Origin of the sequence: Dyella sp. RRB7, from assembly GCF_022761115.1 — a bacterium.
Lineage (GTDB): Bacteria > Pseudomonadota > Gammaproteobacteria > Xanthomonadales > Rhodanobacteraceae > Dyella.
In genome coordinates, this window is the sequence record NZ_JAKWJS010000002.1 from 257,864 (window position 1) to 277,582 (window position 19,719).

General features: G+C 66.7%; 19 protein-coding genes. 6 read left to right on the top strand and 13 right to left on the bottom strand.

Annotated features, from left to right (window positions below; all coding sequences use genetic code 11):
• Nucleotides 1-5: 5 nt before the first annotated feature.
• From MJ606_RS07425 to MJ606_RS07455, 7 genes are all read right to left on the bottom strand, one after another.
• Complete coding sequence (locus tag MJ606_RS07425) at nucleotides 6-1,202, bottom strand: VWA domain-containing protein (protein WP_243048850.1); 1,197 nt, start codon at nucleotides 1,200-1,202, stop codon at nucleotides 6-8.
• On the bottom strand, nucleotides 1,196-2,074 hold the full coding sequence (locus MJ606_RS07430; RefSeq protein ID WP_243048851.1) for a MoxR family ATPase: 879 nt from the start codon (nucleotides 2,072-2,074) through the stop codon (nucleotides 1,196-1,198). The genes MJ606_RS07425 and MJ606_RS07430 overlap by 7 nt, the downstream gene beginning before the upstream one ends.
• A 26-nt stretch (nucleotides 2,075-2,100) precedes the next feature.
• A complete protein-coding gene (locus tag MJ606_RS07435; RefSeq protein ID WP_243048852.1) occupies nucleotides 2,101-2,727 on the bottom strand; it encodes an SRPBCC family protein in 627 nt (208 codons plus the stop codon).
• A 3-nt stretch (nucleotides 2,728-2,730) separates the two neighbouring features.
• Nucleotides 2,731-5,139 (bottom strand): aerobic carbon-monoxide dehydrogenase large subunit, encoded by a 2,409-nt coding sequence (locus MJ606_RS07440; RefSeq protein ID WP_243048853.1) that lies wholly within the window; start codon nucleotides 5,137-5,139, stop codon nucleotides 2,731-2,733.
• 21 nt (nucleotides 5,140-5,160) lie between these two features.
• Nucleotides 5,161-5,700, bottom strand: coding sequence for a (2Fe-2S)-binding protein (locus MJ606_RS07445; RefSeq protein WP_243048854.1), 540 nt, complete (start codon nucleotides 5,698-5,700; stop codon nucleotides 5,161-5,163).
• Nucleotides 5,701-5,719: 19 nt separating this feature from the next.
• Nucleotides 5,720-6,589, bottom strand: coding sequence for a xanthine dehydrogenase family protein subunit M (locus MJ606_RS07450; RefSeq protein ID WP_243048855.1), 870 nt, complete (start codon nucleotides 6,587-6,589; stop codon nucleotides 5,720-5,722).
• 198 nt (nucleotides 6,590-6,787) lie between these two features.
• A complete protein-coding gene (locus MJ606_RS07455) occupies nucleotides 6,788-7,387 on the bottom strand; it encodes an OmpW family outer membrane protein (RefSeq protein WP_243048856.1) in 600 nt (199 codons plus the stop codon).
• A gap of 233 nt (nucleotides 7,388-7,620) precedes the next feature.
• Here MJ606_RS07455 and MJ606_RS07460 point away from each other — a divergent pair, with 233 nt between their 5' ends.
• The 6 genes from MJ606_RS07460 to MJ606_RS07485 all read left to right on the top strand — a co-directional run bounded on the left by MJ606_RS07460 (nucleotide 7,621) and on the right by MJ606_RS07485 (nucleotide 14,461).
• Nucleotides 7,621-8,400, top strand: a complete 780-nt coding sequence (locus MJ606_RS07460; protein ID WP_243048857.1) for a LytTR family DNA-binding domain-containing protein — start codon at nucleotides 7,621-7,623, stop codon at nucleotides 8,398-8,400.
• 205 nt (nucleotides 8,401-8,605) lie between these two features.
• Nucleotides 8,606-9,916: a cytochrome c gene (locus tag MJ606_RS07465; protein ID WP_243048858.1), complete on the top strand. Its 1,311-nt coding sequence runs from the start codon at nucleotides 8,606-8,608 to the stop codon at nucleotides 9,914-9,916.
• Nucleotides 9,917-9,954: 38 nt separating this feature from the next.
• Nucleotides 9,955-10,428, top strand: a complete 474-nt coding sequence (locus tag MJ606_RS07470) for a (2Fe-2S)-binding protein (protein WP_243048859.1) — start codon at nucleotides 9,955-9,957, stop codon at nucleotides 10,426-10,428.
• Entirely contained in the window at nucleotides 10,421-12,724 is a 2,304-nt protein-coding gene (locus MJ606_RS07475; RefSeq protein ID WP_243048860.1) for a molybdopterin cofactor-binding domain-containing protein, read from the top strand. Before MJ606_RS07470 ends, MJ606_RS07475 begins: the two co-directional genes overlap by 8 nt.
• 37 nt (nucleotides 12,725-12,761) lie before the next feature.
• Nucleotides 12,762-13,856, top strand: a complete 1,095-nt coding sequence (locus MJ606_RS07480) for an XdhC/CoxI family protein (protein ID WP_243048861.1) — start codon at nucleotides 12,762-12,764, stop codon at nucleotides 13,854-13,856.
• Entirely contained in the window at nucleotides 13,853-14,461 is a 609-nt protein-coding gene (locus tag MJ606_RS07485) for a nucleotidyltransferase family protein (protein ID WP_243048862.1), read from the top strand. The genes MJ606_RS07480 and MJ606_RS07485 overlap by 4 nt, the downstream gene beginning before the upstream one ends.
• Nucleotides 14,462-14,467: 6 nt before the next feature.
• Here the strand turns inward: MJ606_RS07485 and MJ606_RS07490 are convergent, their stop codons facing one another.
• The 6 genes from MJ606_RS07490 to MJ606_RS07515 all read right to left on the bottom strand — a co-directional run bounded on the left by MJ606_RS07490 (nucleotide 14,468) and on the right by MJ606_RS07515 (nucleotide 19,708).
• On the bottom strand, nucleotides 14,468-16,021 hold the full coding sequence (locus tag MJ606_RS07490; RefSeq protein ID WP_243048863.1) for a ThiF family adenylyltransferase: 1,554 nt from the start codon (nucleotides 16,019-16,021) through the stop codon (nucleotides 14,468-14,470).
• On the bottom strand, nucleotides 16,018-16,260 hold the full coding sequence (locus MJ606_RS07495; protein ID WP_243048864.1) for a MoaD/ThiS family protein: 243 nt from the start codon (nucleotides 16,258-16,260) through the stop codon (nucleotides 16,018-16,020). The genes MJ606_RS07490 and MJ606_RS07495 overlap by 4 nt, the downstream gene beginning before the upstream one ends.
• Nucleotides 16,257-16,850 carry an NTP transferase domain-containing protein gene (locus tag MJ606_RS07500; RefSeq protein WP_243048865.1) on the bottom strand — a complete coding sequence of 198 codons (594 nt, stop codon included), beginning with the start codon at nucleotides 16,848-16,850 and terminating at the stop codon, nucleotides 16,257-16,259. Before MJ606_RS07500 ends, MJ606_RS07495 begins: the two co-directional genes overlap by 4 nt.
• Entirely contained in the window at nucleotides 16,847-17,347 is a 501-nt protein-coding gene (moaC, locus tag MJ606_RS07505; RefSeq protein ID WP_343214802.1) for a cyclic pyranopterin monophosphate synthase MoaC, read from the bottom strand. Before moaC ends, MJ606_RS07500 begins: the two co-directional genes overlap by 4 nt.
• A 101-nt stretch (nucleotides 17,348-17,448) precedes the next feature.
• Entirely contained in the window at nucleotides 17,449-18,504 is a 1,056-nt protein-coding gene (gene moaA, locus MJ606_RS07510; protein ID WP_243048866.1) for a GTP 3',8-cyclase MoaA, read from the bottom strand.
• Between the two features lies 1 nt (nucleotide 18,505).
• Entirely contained in the window at nucleotides 18,506-19,708 is a 1,203-nt protein-coding gene (locus tag MJ606_RS07515; RefSeq protein ID WP_243048867.1) for a molybdopterin molybdotransferase MoeA, read from the bottom strand.
• Nucleotides 19,709-19,719: the final 11 nt, after the last annotated feature.

Here is a 19,719-nt window from a genome sequence, read left to right on the forward strand (position 1 = left end):
GTCTCCTATCGCAAGGCCCGGATCAACGGCTCAAGCACGCGCTCGACGCTGGCCAGGTCGTGCGCCGGTGCGTGCAGATCCAGGTAAGGCATGGCCGCCACGATGCCTTGGGCCAGCGGCTGGTAATCGTCGCGACCGGCCAGCGGGTTGAGCCACACCAGCCGCCGTGCGCGCCCGCGCAGGCGACGCAGCGTGCCGGCCAGCAGCGAGGCATCGCCGGTGTCGTAGCCATCGCTGACCACGATCAGCGCGGTACGCGCATGCAGCAGCGAGGCGTGTTCGCGTTCGAACTGGCGCAGGCAATCGCCGATGCGGGTGCCGCCCGCCCAGCCCGCCGACAGCCATTGCAGGCGCTCCTGCGCGCGCCACGGATCGGGGTCGCGCAGCGCTTCGCCCACGTCGCTCAACTGCGTATGCCAGATGAACACGTGAGTGTCCCAGTGCGCACCCAGCAGGGCGCGCGCCAGGCGCAGGAAGAAGAAGCTGTACAGGTTCATCGAGCGGCTCACGTCAAGCAGCAGTACCAGTCGCGGACGTTCACGGTGGCGCTCGCGGAACGCCAGTTCGATCGGCTCGCCGCCATGCGCAACGCTGCGTCGCGCCGTTCCGCGCAAGTCGATACGGCGCATGCCACCCGACCGTTCGCGCCGCATCGCCAACCGGCGCAGACGCCGGGCCAGGCGACGCATCAGCGTGTCCAGTGCGCGCATGCTGTCGGGCTGATGCAGATGCCGGAAGTCGGCCTGCTCCAGCGCCTCCTCGCTGCTGGCACCACGCTGCGACGCGGCGCCATCGGTGCTGCCGATGGAGGCATCATTGGCCGCGGCCTGCGGCATGCCCTCGCTGCCATCGCCGGCTCCGGCTAGCGGCGCAGGCGACGTGTCCAGCACGCCCGCGCTGGATGACTGACTCGCCACCAGGCGCTGCCGGTTCGGCGGCAGGAACCAGGCATCGAACAGTTCGTCAAAGCGCGAACGATCGCCGGCACGGCGGCACAGCAGCGCCCGGGACGACCAGCGCAGCAGCTGCGGTTCAAGCAGGTCGATGCGACTGGCCGCCTCGACCAGCAACGCAGCGTCGTCCAGCCCCACCGCGAAACCGTTGGCGCGCAGGAAGGAAACGAAGCCGGTCAAGCGCACGCACAGCGCCCGTTGCAGGGTTACCGGTGCCGCAGGGTTGGCATCGGCGCGACGGGTCAGCATGACGCCACCAGCCGTCGCATCACGTCGGGACTGACCTCGGCACAATCGGCGCGGGTTTTCAGCAGCGCGGCAAGGCTGTCCAGCAACGCCTCGGGACTGGCGGTGTCGAGCCGTTCCACGTGGAGGCGCAGCAGCGCGGCGGCCCAGTCCAGGGTTTCGGCAATGCCCGGCCGACGCTGCAGATCGAGCCGTCGCAGCGATTGCACGAACTCCACCAGTTGGCGTGCCAATGCGGCCGGCGCGGCCGGCACGCGCGTCTCGACGATCAGCAGTTCTTTTTCGAACGACGGGTATTCAAGGTAGTGATATAGGCAGCGCCGCCGCAGCGCGTCGGACAGTTCACGCGTGCCGTTGCTGGTGAGCACCACCCACGGGCGCGAGCGCGCCGCGATGGTGCCCAGTTCAGGAATCGACAGCTGGAAGTCGGAAAGCAGCTCCAGCAGGTAGGCTTCGAAAGCCTCGTCGGCGCGGTCGATCTCGTCGATCAGCAGCACCACCGGCTGCTCGCGCGTGATCGACTCCAGCAGCGGCCGCTTGAGCAGGTAGCGCTCGGAAAAGATGTCCTGCTCCTTGTTCGCCATCGGCCGGTCGTCCTGCTCCAGCAGGCGTATCGCCAGCAACTGGCGCTGGTAGTTCCACTCGTACATGGCGGCATGCGCATCGAGCCCCTCGTAGCATTGCAGGCGCACGCAATCGGTCGCTTGCAGGCGCGCGAGTACCTTGGCCACTTCGGTCTTGCCCACGCCGGCGGCGCCTTCCAGCAGCAAGGGGCGGCGCAATTCGTTCATCAGCAACAGGACGGTGGCCAATGGTCGCTCGGCGACGTAGCCCAGCGCCAGCAGGCGTTGCTGCAGGGCGATGACGTCGCTCATGCGGTCCATGGCCTGGGCGTCCGCGATCAGGCCGACCGGCTGCGGCCGAACAGGCCACGGAACCAGTCACGGATCACGCCCCAGAACAGCCGCAAGGCGCTCAGCTCCTTGCTTGGCCTTGGCGTGGCGGCGGGGCTTTGCGCAGTCGGTGCGCCGGAAGGAGCCGCCGCATCGGGCTGGCCGGCGGCGACAGCCAGGCGCCGCACTTCGTCGGCGAAGTTGGCCGCGAATTGCTGCAGGATCTGCTCGGTGACGCTGCCCATCATGCGCCCGCCGAAGGCCGCCGCCTTGCCGCTCACGGACACCTCGCTCTTGCCTGCCAGCTGGCTGGCACCGGGAGCGTCGCCCGCTTCCACCCGCGCCACCAGATCCATCGAAGCACCCGAGGTTCCCGACGAATCCGATCCTTTGCCCACCAGGTGCACGGTGCGGTTGGGCGTGTCGATATCGACTACTTCGATATCGCCTTTGAACGTGAGGCTGGCCGGGCCCACCTTCAGTGACACGGTGCCCTTGTAGTGGCGCTCATCGATGCGCTCGGTGATCCTGGCGCCCGGCATGCAGCCCGCCACGCCTTCGATGTTCTGCAGGAAGGTCCAGGTGGTGTCGCTGCCACCGGGCATGGGAAAGGTCTTTTCCAGTTCAAGCTTCATCGCTCAATGCCTGTCCAGGCCAAGCGCATGCGATTGCTGCCAGATGCGGTAGGCGTTGTGCGGCATGTCCATATGGGTAACGCCCAGGTGGGCGAAGGCGTCCGTGACGGCGGATGAGAAGCAGGGTATGGAGCCCACGTGCGGCGACTCGGCCACGCCCTTGGCGCCAATCGGATGATGCGGGCTGGGCGTGACGGTGAAGTCGGTTTCCCACACCGGCGTCTCTACGGCGGTGGGCACGAAATAATCCATCAAGGTGCCGCCAAGCACGTTGCCCTGTTCGTCGTAAGGCAGCTGCTGGCCCATGGCCACGGCAAAACCTTCGGTAAGGCCGCCGTGCACCTGTCCCTCGATGATCATCGGGTTGATGCGCGTGCCGCAATCATCCAGCGCGTAGAAACGCCTCACCCGGGTTTCGCCGGTGTAGCGATTGATGTCGAGTACGCAGACATAGGAACCGAAGGGGAAGGTGAAGTTGGGCGGGTCGTAGTACTCCACCGCTTCCAGCCCCATTTCCAGGCCCGGCGGTACGTTGTTGTACGCGGCCCAGGCCACTTCCTTCATGGTCTTGAGCTGTTCGGGCGAGCCCTTGACGACGAAGCGGTCGAGATCGAAGGCCAGGTCGTCCGGGCTTACCTCCAGCAGATGCGCCGCGATCAGGCGCGCCTTCTCGCGGATCTTCCGCGCGCAGCGCGCCGTGGCCGCGCCGCCCACCGGCGTCGAACGCGAACCGTAGGTACCCAGGCCATAGGGCGCGGTGGAGGTGTCGCCCTCTTCCACCTGGATCACCGAGGCCGGAATGCCCGCCTCGGTGGCGATGATCTGGGCATAGGTGGTCTGGTGCCCCTGCCCCTGCGTGATGGTGCCCATGCGCGCGATGGCCGAGCCATCCGGGTGCACGCGGATCTCGCACGAGTCGAACATGCCCACGCCCAGGATGTCGCACATCTTGGACGGCCCTGCCCCGACGATCTCGGTGAAGGTGGTGACGCCGATGCCCATCAGCCATTCGGCATTCGGATCGGCGCGGCGCTCAGCCTGCTCCTGGCGCAGCGCCTGGTAGTCCACCGCATCCATCACCTTGCGCAGGGCCGGCTCGTAGTTGCCCGAGTCGTATTCCAGGCCAAGCGGCGTCTGATAGGGAAACTGTTCCTTCCTGATGAAATTGCGCAGGCGGATTTCGGCCTTGTCGATGCCCAGCCGCTGGGCCAGCACGTCGATCATGCGCTCGATCAGGTACACCGCCTCGGTGACCCGAAACGAACAGCGATATGCCACGCCACCCGGGAACTTGTTGGTGTAGACGCCATCGACCGACACGAACGCATGGGGAATGGCGTACGAGCCGGTGCAGACGTGGAACATGCCGGCCGGCCACTTGGTGGGATCGGCACAGGCATCAAACGCGCCGTGGTCGGCGTACACATGCACGCGCAGCGCCTTGATCACGCCCTCTTTCGTTGCGGCCAGTTCGCCCGTCATCCAGTAATCGCGGGCGAACGCGGTGGTGGTGAGGTTTTCGCTGCGCGACTCGATCCATTTCACCGGCCGGCCCAGCACGATCGATGAGGCAATGGCGCAGACATAGCCCGGATACACCCCCACCTTGTTGCCGAAACCGCCGCCGATATCCGGCGAGATAATACGGATCTTCGACTCGGGAATGCTCGACAGCAGGCCCACCACGGTGCGCACCACATGCGGCGCCTGCGAGGTGATGTACACGGTGAGGTCACCCTTCACCTTGTCGTAGGAGGCGACGCAGCCGCAGGTTTCCAGCGGACACGGATGCACGCGCGGATACAGCATGTCCTGCTTCACCGTCACCTCGGCCTGCTCGAACGCGCGCGCGGTCTTGTCCTTGTCGCCCACTTCCCAGTTGAAGATGTGGTTGTGGTGGCGACGGGCGCCATGGGCGCCATCGGTCTTGCCGGCGAGATCCTCGCGCACTGCGGGCGCGTCGGGTTCCAGCGCTTTTTTCGGATCGACGACGGCGGGCAGTTCTTCGTATTCCACTTCCACCAGGTCGGCGCCGTCGGCGGCGAGATAACGATCCTCGGCGATGACGAAGGCCACTTCCTGGTTCTGGAACGACACCTTGCCGTCGGCCAGCACGGCCTGCACGTCGCCGGCCAGGGTCGGCATCCAGTGCAGCTTGAACGGCTTGAGTTCTTCGGCGGTGATCACCGCGATCACGCCCGGCAAGGCCAGCGCGCGGCTAGCATCGATACGCTTGATGCGTGCGCTCGCATACGGGCTGCGCACCATCGCGCCGAAGCACATGCCCGGCATCTTCACGTCATCGACGTAGGTGCCCTTGCCCTGGATGAAGCGCGGGTCCTCGCGGCGCTTGCGCGCGCAACCGATGCCTTCGAGCTGGGTGAGTCGTTCGATGTTCGGTTCGAGACCCATGGTCGGTGTCCTCGTCGTGGCTCAGGCCGTCACCGGCTCGGTGGATTGCTCCGCGCCTAGCAGCGGGTGCGAGGTTTCCACCGCCTCGCCGCGCAGCTTGCGCGCCGCGTACTGCACGGCCTTGACGATGTTCTGGTACCCCGTGCAGCGGCACAGGTTGCCCGCCATCCAGTAGCGCACTTCCTCGTCGGTGGGGTTGGGGTTTTCCTTCAGCAGCCGGTAGGCGCGCGTGATCATGCCCGGCGTGCAGAAGCCGCATTGCAGCGCATGCTCCTGCATGAAAGCTTCCTGCAGCGCATGCAGTTCGCCGCCTTGTGCCATGCCTTCGATGGTGAGCAGCTCGGCACCCTCGGCCTGCACGGTGAGCACCGTGCACGACTTCACCGACTTGCCGTTCATGTCGACCGTGCAGGCGCCGCAGTGCGAGGTGTCGCAACCGATATGCGGACCGGTATGCACGCAACGCTCGCGCAACGTGTGGATCAGCAACTCGCGCGGCTCGACCACCACATCGGTGTCGAGGCCGTTGAGCTTGAAACTCACCATGATCTTCTTGCTCATGTCCGGGCTCCCGAGACGGTCAATGCGCGGCGCGCATGGCGGCGGTACGCAAGGCGCGTCGGGTCATCTCGCCGGCCATGGCGGTCTTGTAGTCCGCGTCGCCGCGCAGGTCCTCCGCCGGCTGGCAGATGGCCATGGCCAGGCGGGCCGCTTCGGCGATGGCCGGCTCGTCCAGTGGTTTCCCGCGCAGGAAGGCCTCGGCATCGCGCGCTTTCAACGCCGTGTCGGCGACATTGGTCAGGGCGATCGATACATCCTCGACGGTGTCGCCCTTCATGCGCAGCAGCACGGCGGCCGCCGCCGTGGCGAAATCGCCGGTCTTGCGCTTGAGCTTGGCGTAACACCAGCCGCTGCCCGCCGCAGGCAGCGGGATGCGGATCTCGGTGAGGATCTCATCCGGCTGCAGCGCGGTAGCGTAGGTGCCGAGAAAGAAATTATCGTCGGCATGCACCACGCGCTCGGCGGCGGGGCTGCGCAACACGAACGACGCCCCCAGGCACAGCATCAGCGCCGGGTGGTCGTTGCCGGGATCACCGTGAGAGATATCGCCGCCAATGGTGCCCATGTAGCGCACCTGCGGGTCGGAGATCTGGCGCGCCGCCTCGACCAGCAGCGGGCAGCGTTCCTGCAGCAGCGGCGACCAGATCAATTCATTCTCGGTGGTCATGGCGCCGATGCGCAGTTCGTTGCCTTCAAGGCGTATGCCCTTGAGGTTGGCGATATGGCCAAGATCGATCAGGTGGCCCGGTTCGGCAAAGCGCAGCTTCATCATCGGCAGCAAGCTGTGACCGCCGGCAAGCAGCTTGGCATCCTCGCCCAGCTCGCCGAGCAGCTTGAGCGCATCGTCGATGGAGGTTGGCGCGTGGTAATCGAACAGACGCGGGATCATCGATGCCTCTCCTCGCACAACATGGCCCGCCCGTGACGCCACGGGCTTGCAGATAGGGGGCGACAGCGTCCCAACGACCGCAATGCCTGCTTCGCGAATGCACGCGAACCATGCGCCGACGGCCATGGATGCCTCGCGAGCACCGCGCGCGACCCAACTCGCCACATCGCAGGCGATGGCGTAGCCGAGATGCTGGCGTCAGAACCGAAAGCCGACGTAGGCGCCATAGACCCAGGGGCTGATCGTCACCATGCCGAGGCGGGCGCCATTGACCTTGACCCGGGTATCGAGGTCGATCCAGCGCACATCGACGCCCACCAGCCAGCGGTCGTTGAGGCGGTAGTCCAATCCGGCATGCGCGGCCACGCCCCAGGAACTGCCTAGGTCGAGGTGGTCGCCGCTCAACAGGCCGGTCTCGTGAATATGGAAGAAACGCGTGTAATTGACGCCAACGCCGATATACGGCGACAGCACGCTGCCCGGCAGGAAGTGGTACTGCAACGAAAACGTGGGAGGCAGCTGTTTGGTGTTGGCGGAACGCACCCCGTTGAGCTTGATCTCGTGCTCGAACGGCCACGCCGCCAACGCCTCGATACCGATATGGGGCGTAAACAGGTATTCGATCGAGACGGTGGGACGCACCGAACTGTCGACGTCCGCCGCAATCGCACCGCCTGCCAGGCTGCCGTTGTTGGACTTCGGATCAACGTCGTGCACACCCAGCTTGACCAGCCAGGGGTAGTCGTTGGTTCCTGCGTCCTGGGCTCTTGCGGTGGCTGGCAGGAGGACCGCCAGCATTGATGCGACGCACAAGAAACGTTGCCGTATCATGAGTAAGATCTCCTGATGCGAAGCCGGCATCGCTTGGTGATCCCGCTTTGCGCCAGTGGACGGCGATGCCAGGAAACCCTGCGCGGAATTGCCGCCAGGATTCAATGCCGCCTTCGCCAATGGAGTCCCTATAGCGCGATTGGAAGAAATCGGCGCGCCAATGGCGGACGGCGCGTGGCTCGTCACTTCAGGCGGACGCGATGGACAACGAAACACTCCAGCACCGACTGCAACGCCTCGATCTCGGCATGGTCTGGGTGGACCGTCAAAACCGCGTCATCGGCTTCAACGACGTCGCCTGGCAATTGCTTGCGCCCGCCGGCGAGCAGACGCTCGGCGTATCGCGCGAAGAACTGGTCGGCATCGACCTGCTGCGGCTGCATCCCGCCAAGAGCCGCGACAAGATTGCCTTGCTGCTGGGTGGCGACGGCCCGGCGGACATCGACCGCTGCCCGGCGCGCTCGCCGCCGCCGATGACCATGATGATCAATATTCCCGACCGGGTGCTGCTGCTCAAGGTATCGAAGATGTTCGACGCCCACGGCGTCATCGGCGCCTGCATGGTCTATTACGACCTTACCGAACTCACCACCACGCCGCACGAGGAAAGCAGCCTCGCCGATGCGCGCCTCCACCAGCCGCCACGCCGGCTGAACAAGATTCCGGTCTATCGCGCCAACCGGCTGGTGCTGATCGAGGTGGACGACGCCCTGCGACTGGAATCGAACGACCACTACACCTGGATCGTCACCGCCACCGATCGCTACCTCAGCAACCTCTCGCTGAGCGACCTGGAAGAACGCCTCGACCCGGCCATGTTCTTCCGCTGCCATCGCAGCCATATCGTCAACCTGCGCCATGTGCGCGAGATCGAACGCGATGGCGAACTGATGTACATCGTGTACGACCGTCCGGAGCTGACGCGGGTGCCGGTGAGTCGCACGCATGTGCGCGAACTTCGTGAAATGGTGGGCCTGTAGCAGCCCACGGCCGTTGCACGGGTCAATCACGGCTTGCTTATTCCCGGCATGACATGCTTCGCCGGCAACCGCCCATGAAATTGGCCGTTGAATGGCGTAGAGTCCAGGCCTTGCCTGCGGCAGCCGCCGCCAACCGCAGGCGACAGGGGCATGCAAGGCCCGGCGGCCCACGCGTACGTATCCACGTCGAGCGGGCTCAAGAACCATGTTCAAGCGTATCGTGCTGGTCGTGCTAACGCTGATCGTGCTGGCCGTGGCGGGGTTGTTTGCCCTCGCCTACCGCCGCGCCATTCCGCCCGTGACGCCGCCGGTCGCCAGCGCGTTCGCGCCGGACCTGGTGGCCCGGGGCGAGATATTGGCGGGCGCCGGCTACTGCGCCACGTGCCATACCGCCAAGGGCGGCCAGCCGTACGCCGGCGGCTATGCCATGGTGACGCCGTTCGGCACGATCTATTCCACCAACATCACGCCCGATCCGGCCACCGGCATCGGCAACTGGTCGGAAGAAGCATTCCGGCGCGCCATGCACGATGGCGTGTCACGCGACGGCTCGCACCTGTTCCCGGCCTTTCCGTATCAGCACTTCAACCAGGTGACCGACGACGACATCAAGGCGCTGTATGCGTTCTTCATGACGCGTGCGCCGGTGAACGCGCCCGCGCGCCAGCCGGACATCCCCTTCCCGCTCAACCTGCGTGCCCTGCAGGCGGGCTGGAAACTGCTGTTCTTCCGCGACAACGCGTATGGACCGATCAGCGGCAAGAGCCCCGAATGGGACCGCGGCGCTTACCTGGCCGAGGGCATCGCGCATTGTTCCGCCTGCCACAGTCCGCGCAACGCCCTGGGCGCGGAGGACACCGGCAGCAGCCGCTACGGCGGCGCCGTGGTGGACAGCTGGTATGCGCCGCCGCTCAACGCCAGCAACCCGGCCCCGATCGCCTGGAACGTGGACGAGCTATATAGCTATCTACATAACGGTGGCACTGCCCTGCATGGCGTGGCCGCGGGATCGATGTCGCAGGTGATCCATCAAGGACTGTCCAAGCTGCCGGATGCGGACGTGCATGCCATCGCCGTCTACATGGCCGATCGCATGGGCCACGGCGACCAGGGCGCCGCCCCGGACGCGGCACTCGCCAAGGTGATGACGGCGGCCACGCAAAGCAGCCTGCCACAGACGGCCCCAGGCGCCGCCATCTATGCCGCGGCCTGTGCCTCGTGCCACTACAACCGTGGACCGACGCCGTTATTGGTGCGCCCGGAGCTGGGCCTCAACAGCGCACTGACCGGCACGGACCCTTCCACGTTGATCCAGGTGATCCTGCACGGCATCAATGCGGACGAAGGCCTACCCGGCCTGATGATGCCCGGCTTCGCGCACTCCTTCAGCGATGCCCAGGTGGCCGAGCTGGCCAACTGGCTGCGGCAGAACCGCACCGACCAGGCACCGTGGCCCGACCTGGAGAAAAAGGTGGCCGAACTGCGCAAGCCATCCCCGCCCGACACGTCGAAGTGATCCGGTTTTCGTCAACGCCATCCGCGGAGTCACGATCCATGAGCCAGTTTCAACTGAATGGACGTCCGGTCACGGTCGACCTCGATGACGACACGCCGCTGCTGTGGGTGATTCGCGACACGCTCAAGCTCACCGGCACCAAGTTCGGCTGCGGCATCGGCATGTGTGGCGCCTGCACGGTCCACTTGAACGGCCGGGCGATCCGTTCGTGCATCACGCCGGTGGGCGCCATTGCCGGCCAGTCGATCACCACCATCGAGGGGCTGGACCCGAATGGCCGGCATCCGCTGCAGAAGGCCTGGATCGCCGCACAGGCGCCGCAGTGCGGTTACTGCCAATCCGGCCAGATCATGCAGGCGGCCTCGCTGCTCAAGGACTTTCCCAATCCCAGCGATGCCGACATCAATGCGGTGATGGGCGGCAGCCTGTGCCGCTGCATGGCGTATGTGCGCATACGCAAGGCGATCAAGTTGGCCGCTGCGGACCTACAAGGCGCGACCGTCCATGAATAAGTTCAGCAAGCTTCGCGACCAGGATCTGGCCCCGGCATCGCCTTCGCGGCGCGCCTTCATCATCGGTGCGGCCAGCTCCGGCTTCATGATGGCCTTTGCACGCGCCTCGGTGTTGCTGCCTTCCACCTCGCCGTCATCGGTGATCGCAGGGCAACGCTATGAACCCAACCTATGGGTGCATATCGACGTCGACGGCAGCATCACCGTCAACATCATCCGCGCCGAGATGGGCCAGCACGTGGGTACGTCGCTGGCCCGCATCCTGGCGGACGAGCTGGAGGCGGACTGGTCGGCGGTGCGCATCCGGCACGTCGATACCGATCCCAAGTGGGGCACCATGGTCACCGGCGGCAGCTGGTCGGTGTGGCAGAGCTTCCCCGTGCTCAGCCAGGCCGGCGCCGCAGGACGCATCGCCTTGATCGAGGAAGGCGCCCGCCTGCTGGGCGTGCCGGCCTCCGCATGCATCGCGCGCAACAGCGTGGTCAGTGCGGGCGCTCGCTCGATCACCTACGCGCAAATCGTGCAGCGCGGCAACCTCACGCGCAGCTATTCGGCCGACGAGCTGGCCAAGCTGCCGATCAAGCCCCCGGCGGAGCGTCGCCTGGTCGGCGTGGACACGCAGGCCATCGACATTCCCGACAAGACCGACGGCAAGGCCATCTACGGCATCGATGCCCAGGTGGAAGGCATGCTGTTTGGCCGTCCAAAGATTCCGCCCACCCGCAACGGCTCCAGGGTGGTGTCGGTGGACGACTCGGCGGCGAAAGCGGTCAAGGGCTACCTGCGCAGCATCGTGCTGGACGATCCTTCCAACACCGTGCCGGGCTGGGTCGTGGTGCTGGCGGACTCCACCGTCGCCGCCTTCCGCGCCGCTGAACGGGTCAAGGTGACCTGGCAAAACGACGACACCGCCAGCGTCTCCGAACAGGACGTGCTCGACCACGGGCTGAAGCTGATCAAGGACCCCAAGGCCGGCTCGCTGGTGGTCGATGATGCAGGCGTGGATGAGGCCTTCGCCAAGCCCGCGTCCATGCTGCAACAGAGCTACACCACCGCCAGCGTGCTGCATTTCCAGCTGGAGCCGCTCAACGCGCTGGCGTTCGAGAAAGACGGCGTGTGGGAAATCCACACCGGCAACCAGTGGCAGTCGCTGATCCTGCCCACGCTGGTCAAGGCGCTGGGCGTGAGCGAAGACAAGGTGGTGATGCGCACCTACCTGCTCGGCGGCGGCTTCGGGCGCCGCCTCAATGGCGACTACACGGTGCCGGCGGCGCTGGCCGCCAAGGCGCTGGGCAAGCCGGTGAAGCTGATGTTCACCCGCGCCGACGACGTGCGCTTCGACTCGTTCCGTTCACCGTCCGTGCAGCGCGTAAGCATGGCCTTCGATGGCAATGGCAAGGTCATTGCCATGCAGCACGACGCTACCGCCGGCTGGCCCACGCTGGTGATGGCGGCGGCGTTGATGCCCAAGGGCAAGAACGGCCAGCCTTATGATCCCTTCGCCATTTCCGGCGCGGACCACTGGTACAACGTGGGCGCGCATCGCGTGCGCGCGATCCCCAACGACCTGGCCAACCGCGCGTTTCGCCCCGGCTGGCTGCGTTCGGTCGGCCCCGGCTGGACCAACTGGGCGCTGGAGAGTTTCATGGACGAAGCCGCGCACAAGCTCGGCGTCGATCCGTTGCAATTTCGCCTCAGCCTGCTCGACGGCAGCGGCGCCAATGCGGGCAGTTCGCCCAATGCAGTGGGCGGCGCGCATCGCCAGGCGGCCGTGCTCAAGCGCGCCGCCGAACTGGGCGGCTGGGGCGGCACCCTGCCCGCCGATACCGGACTGGGCATCGCCACCACCTTTGGCCAGGAACGCGACATGCCCACCTGGGTCGCCTGCGTGGCGCGGGTCCGGGTGGATCGCGGCAAGGGTCTTGTCCAGGTGGAAAAGCTGGTGCTGGTGGTGGACGCCGGCACCATCGTGCATCCCGATGGCGCCCTGGCACAAATGGAAGGCGCGGCGTTGTGGGGCGTGAGCATGGCGCTGCACGAGGGTACCGAGTTCCAAAAGGGCCAGGTGCGCGACACCAACCTGGACAGCTATACGCCGCTGCGCATGGCCGACGTTCCCGAGCTGCAGGTGGAGTTCATGCCCAGCACCGAAGCCTCGGTGGGTCTGGGCGAACCGGCCACCACGGTAGTGGCGCCGGCCATAGGCAATGCGGTCTTCGCGGCCGTCGGCGCACGCGTGCGGCATATTCCGATTCGACCGGAGGCGGTGCTTGAAGCGCTGAAGAAGCCAGCCTAGTTTTCCAGGTCGTGCGAGGCCCGCTTCCGAGATATCGATGAATTCAGCTTCCGAATGGCACATCCTGATCGAGGCGCTGCGCCAGCTGCACGGCAAAGAACAACGCGCGGCCGCGCTGGCCACCATCGTGCGTACACATGGCTCCACCTTCCGTCGCGCCGGCACGCGCATGCTGGTGTACGACGACGGCCAGGTGGTGTGCGAGCTGTCCGGCGGCTGCCCCCAGCGCGACATCGTGCTGCGCTCGCTGGAGGCCATCGATACCGGCCAACCCGTACTGGTGGGCTACAACGCCGAATCGAGCCTGGACGTATTGATGGAAATGGGCTGCGGCGGCGAGCTGGACGTGCTGATCGAACCGCTGAGCACGCCGCAGTCCACGGCGTTTGCCGACGCGCTGGCCCAATGCCTGGACCAGCGCCGCAACGCATGGCTGGCGACCGTATTCGCCATCGATGGTGCCGTCGTATCACCCACACACATGGTGCGCTGCGGACAGGCCACGCTTTACGATGGCCTCGGCGATCCCATGCTTGCCGACGCGATCGCGGCCGCCATCGGCACGGGCGACTTCACTCCCGCCACCATGCAGCTCCTGCCTTCGCGCGGCGGCCTGGCCGATGTGCTGATCGAACCGGTCGAGCCTATCCATGCACTGGTGGTGATCGGCAGCAACACGGCCGCACGCGCCCTGCTGCCGGTGGTCAACCTGCTCGGCTGGCGCATCACCCTGGTCGACCAGGACCCGCAGCGCCTCCGGCCGGCGGACCTCCCGCCGGACCTGCCCACCGTTTGCGCCGGGCCTGCCACCATCCGGGACGCACTGGCGTTGGATGCGCACAGCTCGGTGATCGTGATGACACACAATGTGGAACAGGACATCGCCTATCTCGCCGCGCTGCGCGATTCGCCGGTGGCCTATATCGGCGCGCTCGCCTCGCGCGAACGCGCCCTGCGCATGCGCGAGGAAGCCGGCTTCGGCGAGCTGCGCCTGCGTGCGCCGGCCGGGCTCGACATCGGTTCGGAAACGCCCACGGAAATCGCGCTGGCGGTGGTCGCCGAGATTCTCGCCGTGCTGCACCGTCGTGGCGGCGGGCCGCTGCATACCAGCAGCGGCAGCCTGCACGGATGAACGCGTCATCCGCCGGCATCGTGCTGCTCGCGGCAGGCGAAGGTCAACGCTACGGCGACATCAAGCAACTGGCCTCCATCGAAGGCGAACCGATGGTCCGGCGTGCCGCCCGCACGGCGCTGGCGACAGGCGCGACCGTGGTGGTGGTGGTTGGCGCGCATGCAGCGCCGGTGCGGGCCGTACTGGAGGATCTGCCGCTGCACCTCGTGCATCATCACCACTGGCAGCAAGGCATGGGCAGCTCGCTGGCCGCCGGCATCCGCGCCCTGCTTGACGTGCTGCCGTCGGCTACGGGCGTACTGATCTGCCTGGCCGACCAGCCCACCGTCGGCGCCGCCATGCTCGGCCGCCTGCTGCAGCGACACCACGATGCGCCGGAGCGCATCCTCGCGACCGGTCATGGCGCTTCCATGGGGCCGCCCGCGCTGTTTCCCAGCGACTGCTTCGACACGCTGATCGCGTGGTCCGGCACGCGTGGCGCGCAGGCGCTGCTGGAACGCGAAGCCACCCGCGTGGAAACCTTCGCCTTCGGCGACCTCACCGACGTCGATACGCCGGCCGATCTACTGCAGGTGCGCGAGCAAATGAGGTATCCGCCCCGCTAGTGGCGGCTAGCCGCTTTCCCGTTCGCGCAGCGATGCGCGCAGCCCACCCGCCAGCGAGTGGACCTGATGCAACCCTTGCGCGCGCAGCAAGCGTGCGGCATGGCCGCTGCGCCGCCCGCTGGCGCATATCAGCAGGATGCGGCCACCGGGCAATTCGCCGGCGCGCGCGACCACCTGGGCCGAGGGTATGTGTTGCGCTGGCAGCTCGTGCAGCGGTTCGGCCGCGACCTCGTCCGGCTCACGCAGGTCGATCAGGCGGAAACCTGCCGCGATGGCGTCCTCCAGACGCTCGAACGAAAGCTCGATATCGTCATCGCCCAGCGACCGGGCCAGCGCGTCGCGCGCCACCGCGACGCAACCGCCGTGCAGCGCGCAGCCTTCGGCCGGATCGATCGGCAGATGCTGGATCGTGAAATCCAACAGATTGACCAGCAGCAGCGCATGGCCCGCCGGATGCGGCAGGCCGAGCAACAGCTTCAGCGCCTCCATGGCCTGCATGGTGCCAAGCACGCCTGGCACCGGACCGAGCACGCCGGACTGGACACAGCTGCTCACCGCCTCCGGCGCCGGCTCCTGCGGCCACAGGCAGCGCAGGCATGGCGCATCGGGTTGTGCCGCCACCACCTGCAACTGACCCTCGTACTGGTACACGCTGGCAAGGATCAGCGGCGTGCCGCTGAGCACGGCCGCATCGCTGCTCAGATAGCGGCTGCGCATGTCGTCGGTGCATTCGACCACCAGGTCGAACTGGCCGAATACTTCCACCGCATTGCTCGCGTGCAGAGGCTCGGTCCACGTCCGCACCGTGACGGCCGGGTTGAGCGCGGCGATGCGGCGCGCGGCCAGATCCACCTTGCGCTCGCCGATGTCGCGGGCGTCGTACAGTGTCTGTCGATGCAGGTTGCTGGCATCGAGACGGTCGCCATCCACGATGCCCAGCGTGCCTACGCCGGCACCCGCCAGATAGCTCAATACCGGACACCCCAGCCCACCGGCGCCAATCACCAGTACGCGTGCCGCAGCCAGCCTGACCTGCCCCGCCTCGCCTACTTCGCGCAGGCGCAGCTGTCGCGAATAGTCCGGCGTGAAGGGGACGGCGTGCTGGTGGTGATGATGGTGCTCGTGTTCGTGCTCGCGATACACATGGGTACAGGCCACCCAGTTCGATTCGCCGGTGAGGTAATGCTCTTTCTTCCAGATCGGCAGCCGGTGCTTGATCTCGTCGATGATGTAGCGACAGGCGCGGAACGCCTCGTCGCGATGGGCCGCGGACACCCCCACCCACACCGCCAGCTCGCCCACCTTCAGGTGCCCGCTGCGATGCACGCAGCGCGCATCGGTGACGCCGTAGCGCGCGATGGCCTCATCGAGGATGCGCTCGCCCTCGGCCAGGGCCAGCTCGGCATAGGCCTCGTATTCGAGCCCATCGACTTCGCGGCCATCGTTGCTGTTGCGCACCCAGCCCTCGAAGGCGCAGAAACCGCCACTGCCGGGATGCTGTAGCGCCGCGTGCAAACCGGCCGTATCGACGGCATCGCTGGAGAGACTGAAGCGCATCATCCACCCGCCACCGGCGGAATGAAGACGATGGTATCGCCGTCGCGCAACGGGCGATCCCAGGCACTGAACTGGGCGTTGACGGCCACCTTGAGGGCATCGGCAGCCAGCGAGAAACCACGGCGCACGCGCAGTTCGTCGTACAGCTCGCGCAAGGATGTCGCCGCCGTGCTCACCTGTTCGCTGCCGACACCGGCCTGCTCGCGCAATTGGGCGTAATACTGAAGGTTCACCACCGTCATGCCAGGGACTCCAGGCGCTGTTGCATCGCTTCACGTTCCTCTGGCGTGTTGACGTTGTCCAGCGCGGCGCCAGGCGCTGGCAGCAGCACGGTACGCGACTGGATCAGCGCCTTGCGCGGGCAATAGCTGCCGGCCTCGTAGCGCTGCTTCAATAGTGCGTGGCTCGAAGGCTCCCAGATCGCGCACAACGGTTCCGGCAAGCCATCGTGACGGCTGGTGAACGCGGTGGCGTCGGCGCTTGCGTCACGGGCGGCGATCAACTGCTGCAAGGTAGCGGCATCGAGCAGCGGGAGATCGCAGGCAAGCACCAGCCACGCCACCTCCGGATATCGATCCTGCGCGGAAAGGATGCCGGCCGCGGGGCCGATCGCATCGTAGCTGTCCACGATCTGCGGCAGGGCACCGCGCAGCGGATCGTCGCGCTGGCCGTCGCGCACCGAGACGAAGGCCTGCCCGGTCACCGCCCCCAGCAGGCGCCAGGCGCGCAGCAGTTGCGGCTCGCCGCGATAGGCCAGCGCGGCCTTGTCCTGGCGCATGCGCTGACTGGCGCCGCCGCTCAACAACAAGCCGTAAAGCGGAGCAACGCTCATGCCGACTCCCGTGCGGCAGCGCCGATGTCGTGCTTGCCACCGGTCTTCTTCACCAGACGTATCTCGCCGATGACAATGTCGTGCGAAAGCGCCTTGCACATGTCGTAAATGGTCAACGCGGCGATGCTGGCGCCGGTAAGCGCTTCCATCTCCACGCCTGTGCTGCCGCGACACGACACCGTGCAATCGATCAGCGCGTCGTTGTGCTCCATGCGGATGGCGATGTCGCAGCGATCGATGCTCAACGGATGACAAAGCGGAATCAGTTGCGACGTCGCCTTGGCTCCCATCACGCCGGCGATATGCGCCACGGTGAGCACCGCGCCCTTGGGCGTGACGTAACCGGCTGCATGCAGCGCCTGCGCCACCTCGGCGGGAAACGTCACCCGCGCCTGCGCCTGCGCCGTGCGATGGGTCGCGGGCTTGGCGCCCACATCGACCATGCGCGGCTGCTGCGTATCGTCGACGTGCGAGAGCGTGGCTTGGGGGGCGGTCACAAAAGACTCCAGGGTGGTGATGTTGTCATGCCGATTATCGGCCGGATGGCCGCGAGTAGCATTAAGAAACCGTCCACGGGGATGACGGACGGGGACACCCTCTAGCCGCCGATGTAGTGCATTTCGATCTTGTGCGGGTGCCTGCTGCGCCGCTCCGCACGCTCCTCGCTGTAACGGTCGCCGCGACGCAGCCAGACCTCGCGCAGTTGCGCCGCCAGGGCATCGTCACTCACGCCGCTGCGCAGCGGCGTACGGAAATCCGTGCCGTCGGTGGCAAACAGGCAGGTGTACAGCACGCCTTCGGAGGACAGACGCGCCCGCGAACAGCCCCCACAGAACGGCTGGCTGACGGAGGAGATCATGCCGATCTCGCCGGCGCCATCGAGGAACCGGTAGCGCGACGCCACCTCGCCCGGATACTGCGGCGGCACCGCATGCAACGGCCAGCGCGCATCGATCTGCTCGACCAGCTCGCGCGACGACACCACGGCGTCGGGGCTCCAGTCGTTGCGGTTGCCGACATCCATGTATTCGATGAAACGCACCACGATGCCGGTGCCACGAAAGCGCTCGACCAGGTCGGTTACGGTGTGCTCGTTCACGCCACGCTGCACCACGGTATTGAGCTTGACGCCTTGCGGAAAGCCGACCGCCTGCGCGGCCTCGATGCCGGCCATCACGTCGTCCAGCGCGCCGCGCCCGCCGCTCATGCGGTGGAACAGCGCCGGATCGAGCGTATCCAGACTTACCGTGATGCGGTCGAGCCCGGCGTCGCGCAACTCCTGCGCATGGCGCGCCAGCAACACGCCATTGGTGGTCATGGCCAGGTCGGTGATGCCATCGAGCCGCCGCAGCCGGGCCACCAGCCCGGCCAGATGCGGGCGCAGCAGCGGCTCGCCGCCGGTCAGGCGCAGCTTGCTCACGCCCAGCGTCGCGGCCAGCCGGCATAGCCGCTCGATCTCGTCGAAACTGAGGCGCTCATCGTTGCGCAAAAAGGTGAAGTGTTCGCCGTACTTCGCCTCGGGCATGCAATAAGGGCAGCGGAAATTGCAGCGATCCATCACCGAGATGCGCAGGTCGTGCAGCGGCCGGCCACGCTGATCGAGCGGCGGCAGCGACACGGCGGTCGAATCGGCAAGAGCGTGCAAGGCGGTCATGTCACCAACGATACAACGATGCCACGGTACCGGCGTGCGCCTGGCTGGCATCGGGCGACAGCTCCACCACCCCGTGCGTGCACGGCAGGGACGAGAAATCGCCCGAGGTACGCGACGGCACCGGATGGGCCAGCAGGCGGCCCGAGGGGTCGGTCTGAACATGGACGGGCACGAAACAGGTCAGCGTGGGATGGGTGTCGGCAGGGGCATCCAGGCAGACGACTTCCCCTGGTTCGACGGCCTTGCCCATCGACGCCAGCAGCGCCGGCCGGACATAACGGACGGCGCAAACCAGGGCCGATACCGGGTTGCCCGGCAGCGCAAACACCGCCTGCCGCCGCGCCCCCACGCCGAACCACATGGGCTTGCCGGGCTTCTGGGCGATGCGATGGAACACCCGCTGCACCCCCAGCGCATCCAGCGCGGCGGGCACGTAGTCGCGCTGCCCCATCGAGACGCCGCCGGAAAGGATCAATACGTCGTGGCTTTCCAGCAGATCGGCCAGCATGTCCCGCGTCATCGCCGCATCGTCGGCGACATGCTTCAACACCACCCGGTCGAAACCGTGCAGGCGCAGCGCGGCCGCCATGGCAACGTCGTTGGAGCGGCGAATCTGCCCCTCGCCCAGCGGCGCATCCACCGCCACCAGCTCATCGCCGGTGGAAACGATGGCGATGGAAGGCATGGCGCCCACCGTCACCCGCGCCACGCCATTGGCCGCCAGCAACGCCATTTCCGGCGCGCCGATGCGGGTGCCGGATTCGAGCAGCAGCGCACCGGCCACGCAATCCGAACCACGGGCATGGATGAACTGGCCTTGCAGGGGCTGGTAGTCGTCCGCGAGCAGGTAGCGGTTGCCGTCGCGCCGGGTCTGCTCCACCGGGATCACGCAATCGCAGCCCAGCGGAACCATGGCGCCGGTGGTGACTTCCAGGCAGACATCGCCGGGTTGCAGCGACTGCACCGCCATGCCCGCCAGCTGGGTGCCGGCCAGCGCAAACGCACGCGGTAGCGGCGCCTGCCAGCGCACGGCAATGCCGTCCATCATCACGCGATCGAACGGCGGATGATCGTGCTCGGCATGCAGGGGTTGGCGGAGGATGCGGCCAGCGGCCTCGGCCAGCGGTACCGTTTCACTGCCGAATGACGGCATGTGCGCGGCAATCCGGGCTTGGGCTTCAGCGACGCTGATCAATTCGGTCATGGGCCTGCCGG

Excerpts from the sequence above, each read along its gene's own strand:
- MJ606_RS07425 (WP_243048850.1), bottom strand. The coding sequence starts at position 1,202 with ATGCTGACCCGTCGCGCCGATGCCAACCCTGCGGCACCGGTAACCCTG.
- MJ606_RS07430 (WP_243048851.1), bottom strand. The coding sequence starts at position 2,074 with ATGAGCGACGTCATCGCCCTGCAGCAACGCCTGCTGGCGCTGGGCTAC.
- MJ606_RS07435 (WP_243048852.1), bottom strand. The coding sequence starts at position 2,727 with ATGAAGCTTGAACTGGAAAAGACCTTTCCCATGCCCGGTGGCAGCGAC.
- MJ606_RS07440 (WP_243048853.1), bottom strand. The coding sequence starts at position 5,139 with ATGGGTCTCGAACCGAACATCGAACGACTCACCCAGCTCGAAGGCATC.
- MJ606_RS07445 (WP_243048854.1), bottom strand. The coding sequence starts at position 5,700 with ATGAGCAAGAAGATCATGGTGAGTTTCAAGCTCAACGGCCTCGACACC.
- MJ606_RS07450 (WP_243048855.1), bottom strand. The coding sequence starts at position 6,589 with ATGATCCCGCGTCTGTTCGATTACCACGCGCCAACCTCCATCGACGAT.
- MJ606_RS07455 (WP_243048856.1), bottom strand. The coding sequence starts at position 7,387 with ATGCTGGCGGTCCTCCTGCCAGCCACCGCAAGAGCCCAGGACGCAGGA.
- MJ606_RS07460 (WP_243048857.1), top strand. The coding sequence starts at position 7,621 with ATGGACAACGAAACACTCCAGCACCGACTGCAACGCCTCGATCTCGGC.
- MJ606_RS07465 (WP_243048858.1), top strand. The coding sequence starts at position 8,606 with ATGTTCAAGCGTATCGTGCTGGTCGTGCTAACGCTGATCGTGCTGGCC.
- MJ606_RS07470 (WP_243048859.1), top strand. The coding sequence starts at position 9,955 with ATGAGCCAGTTTCAACTGAATGGACGTCCGGTCACGGTCGACCTCGAT.
- MJ606_RS07475 (WP_243048860.1), top strand. The coding sequence starts at position 10,421 with ATGAATAAGTTCAGCAAGCTTCGCGACCAGGATCTGGCCCCGGCATCG.
- MJ606_RS07480 (WP_243048861.1), top strand. The coding sequence starts at position 12,762 with ATGAATTCAGCTTCCGAATGGCACATCCTGATCGAGGCGCTGCGCCAG.
- MJ606_RS07485 (WP_243048862.1), top strand. The coding sequence starts at position 13,853 with ATGAACGCGTCATCCGCCGGCATCGTGCTGCTCGCGGCAGGCGAAGGT.
- MJ606_RS07490 (WP_243048863.1), bottom strand. The coding sequence starts at position 16,021 with ATGATGCGCTTCAGTCTCTCCAGCGATGCCGTCGATACGGCCGGTTTG.
- MJ606_RS07495 (WP_243048864.1), bottom strand. The coding sequence starts at position 16,260 with ATGACGGTGGTGAACCTTCAGTATTACGCCCAATTGCGCGAGCAGGCC.
- MJ606_RS07500 (WP_243048865.1), bottom strand. The coding sequence starts at position 16,850 with ATGAGCGTTGCTCCGCTTTACGGCTTGTTGTTGAGCGGCGGCGCCAGT.
- moaA (WP_243048866.1), bottom strand. The coding sequence starts at position 18,504 with ATGACCGCCTTGCACGCTCTTGCCGATTCGACCGCCGTGTCGCTGCCG.
- MJ606_RS07515 (WP_243048867.1), bottom strand. The coding sequence starts at position 19,708 with ATGACCGAATTGATCAGCGTCGCTGAAGCCCAAGCCCGGATTGCCGCG.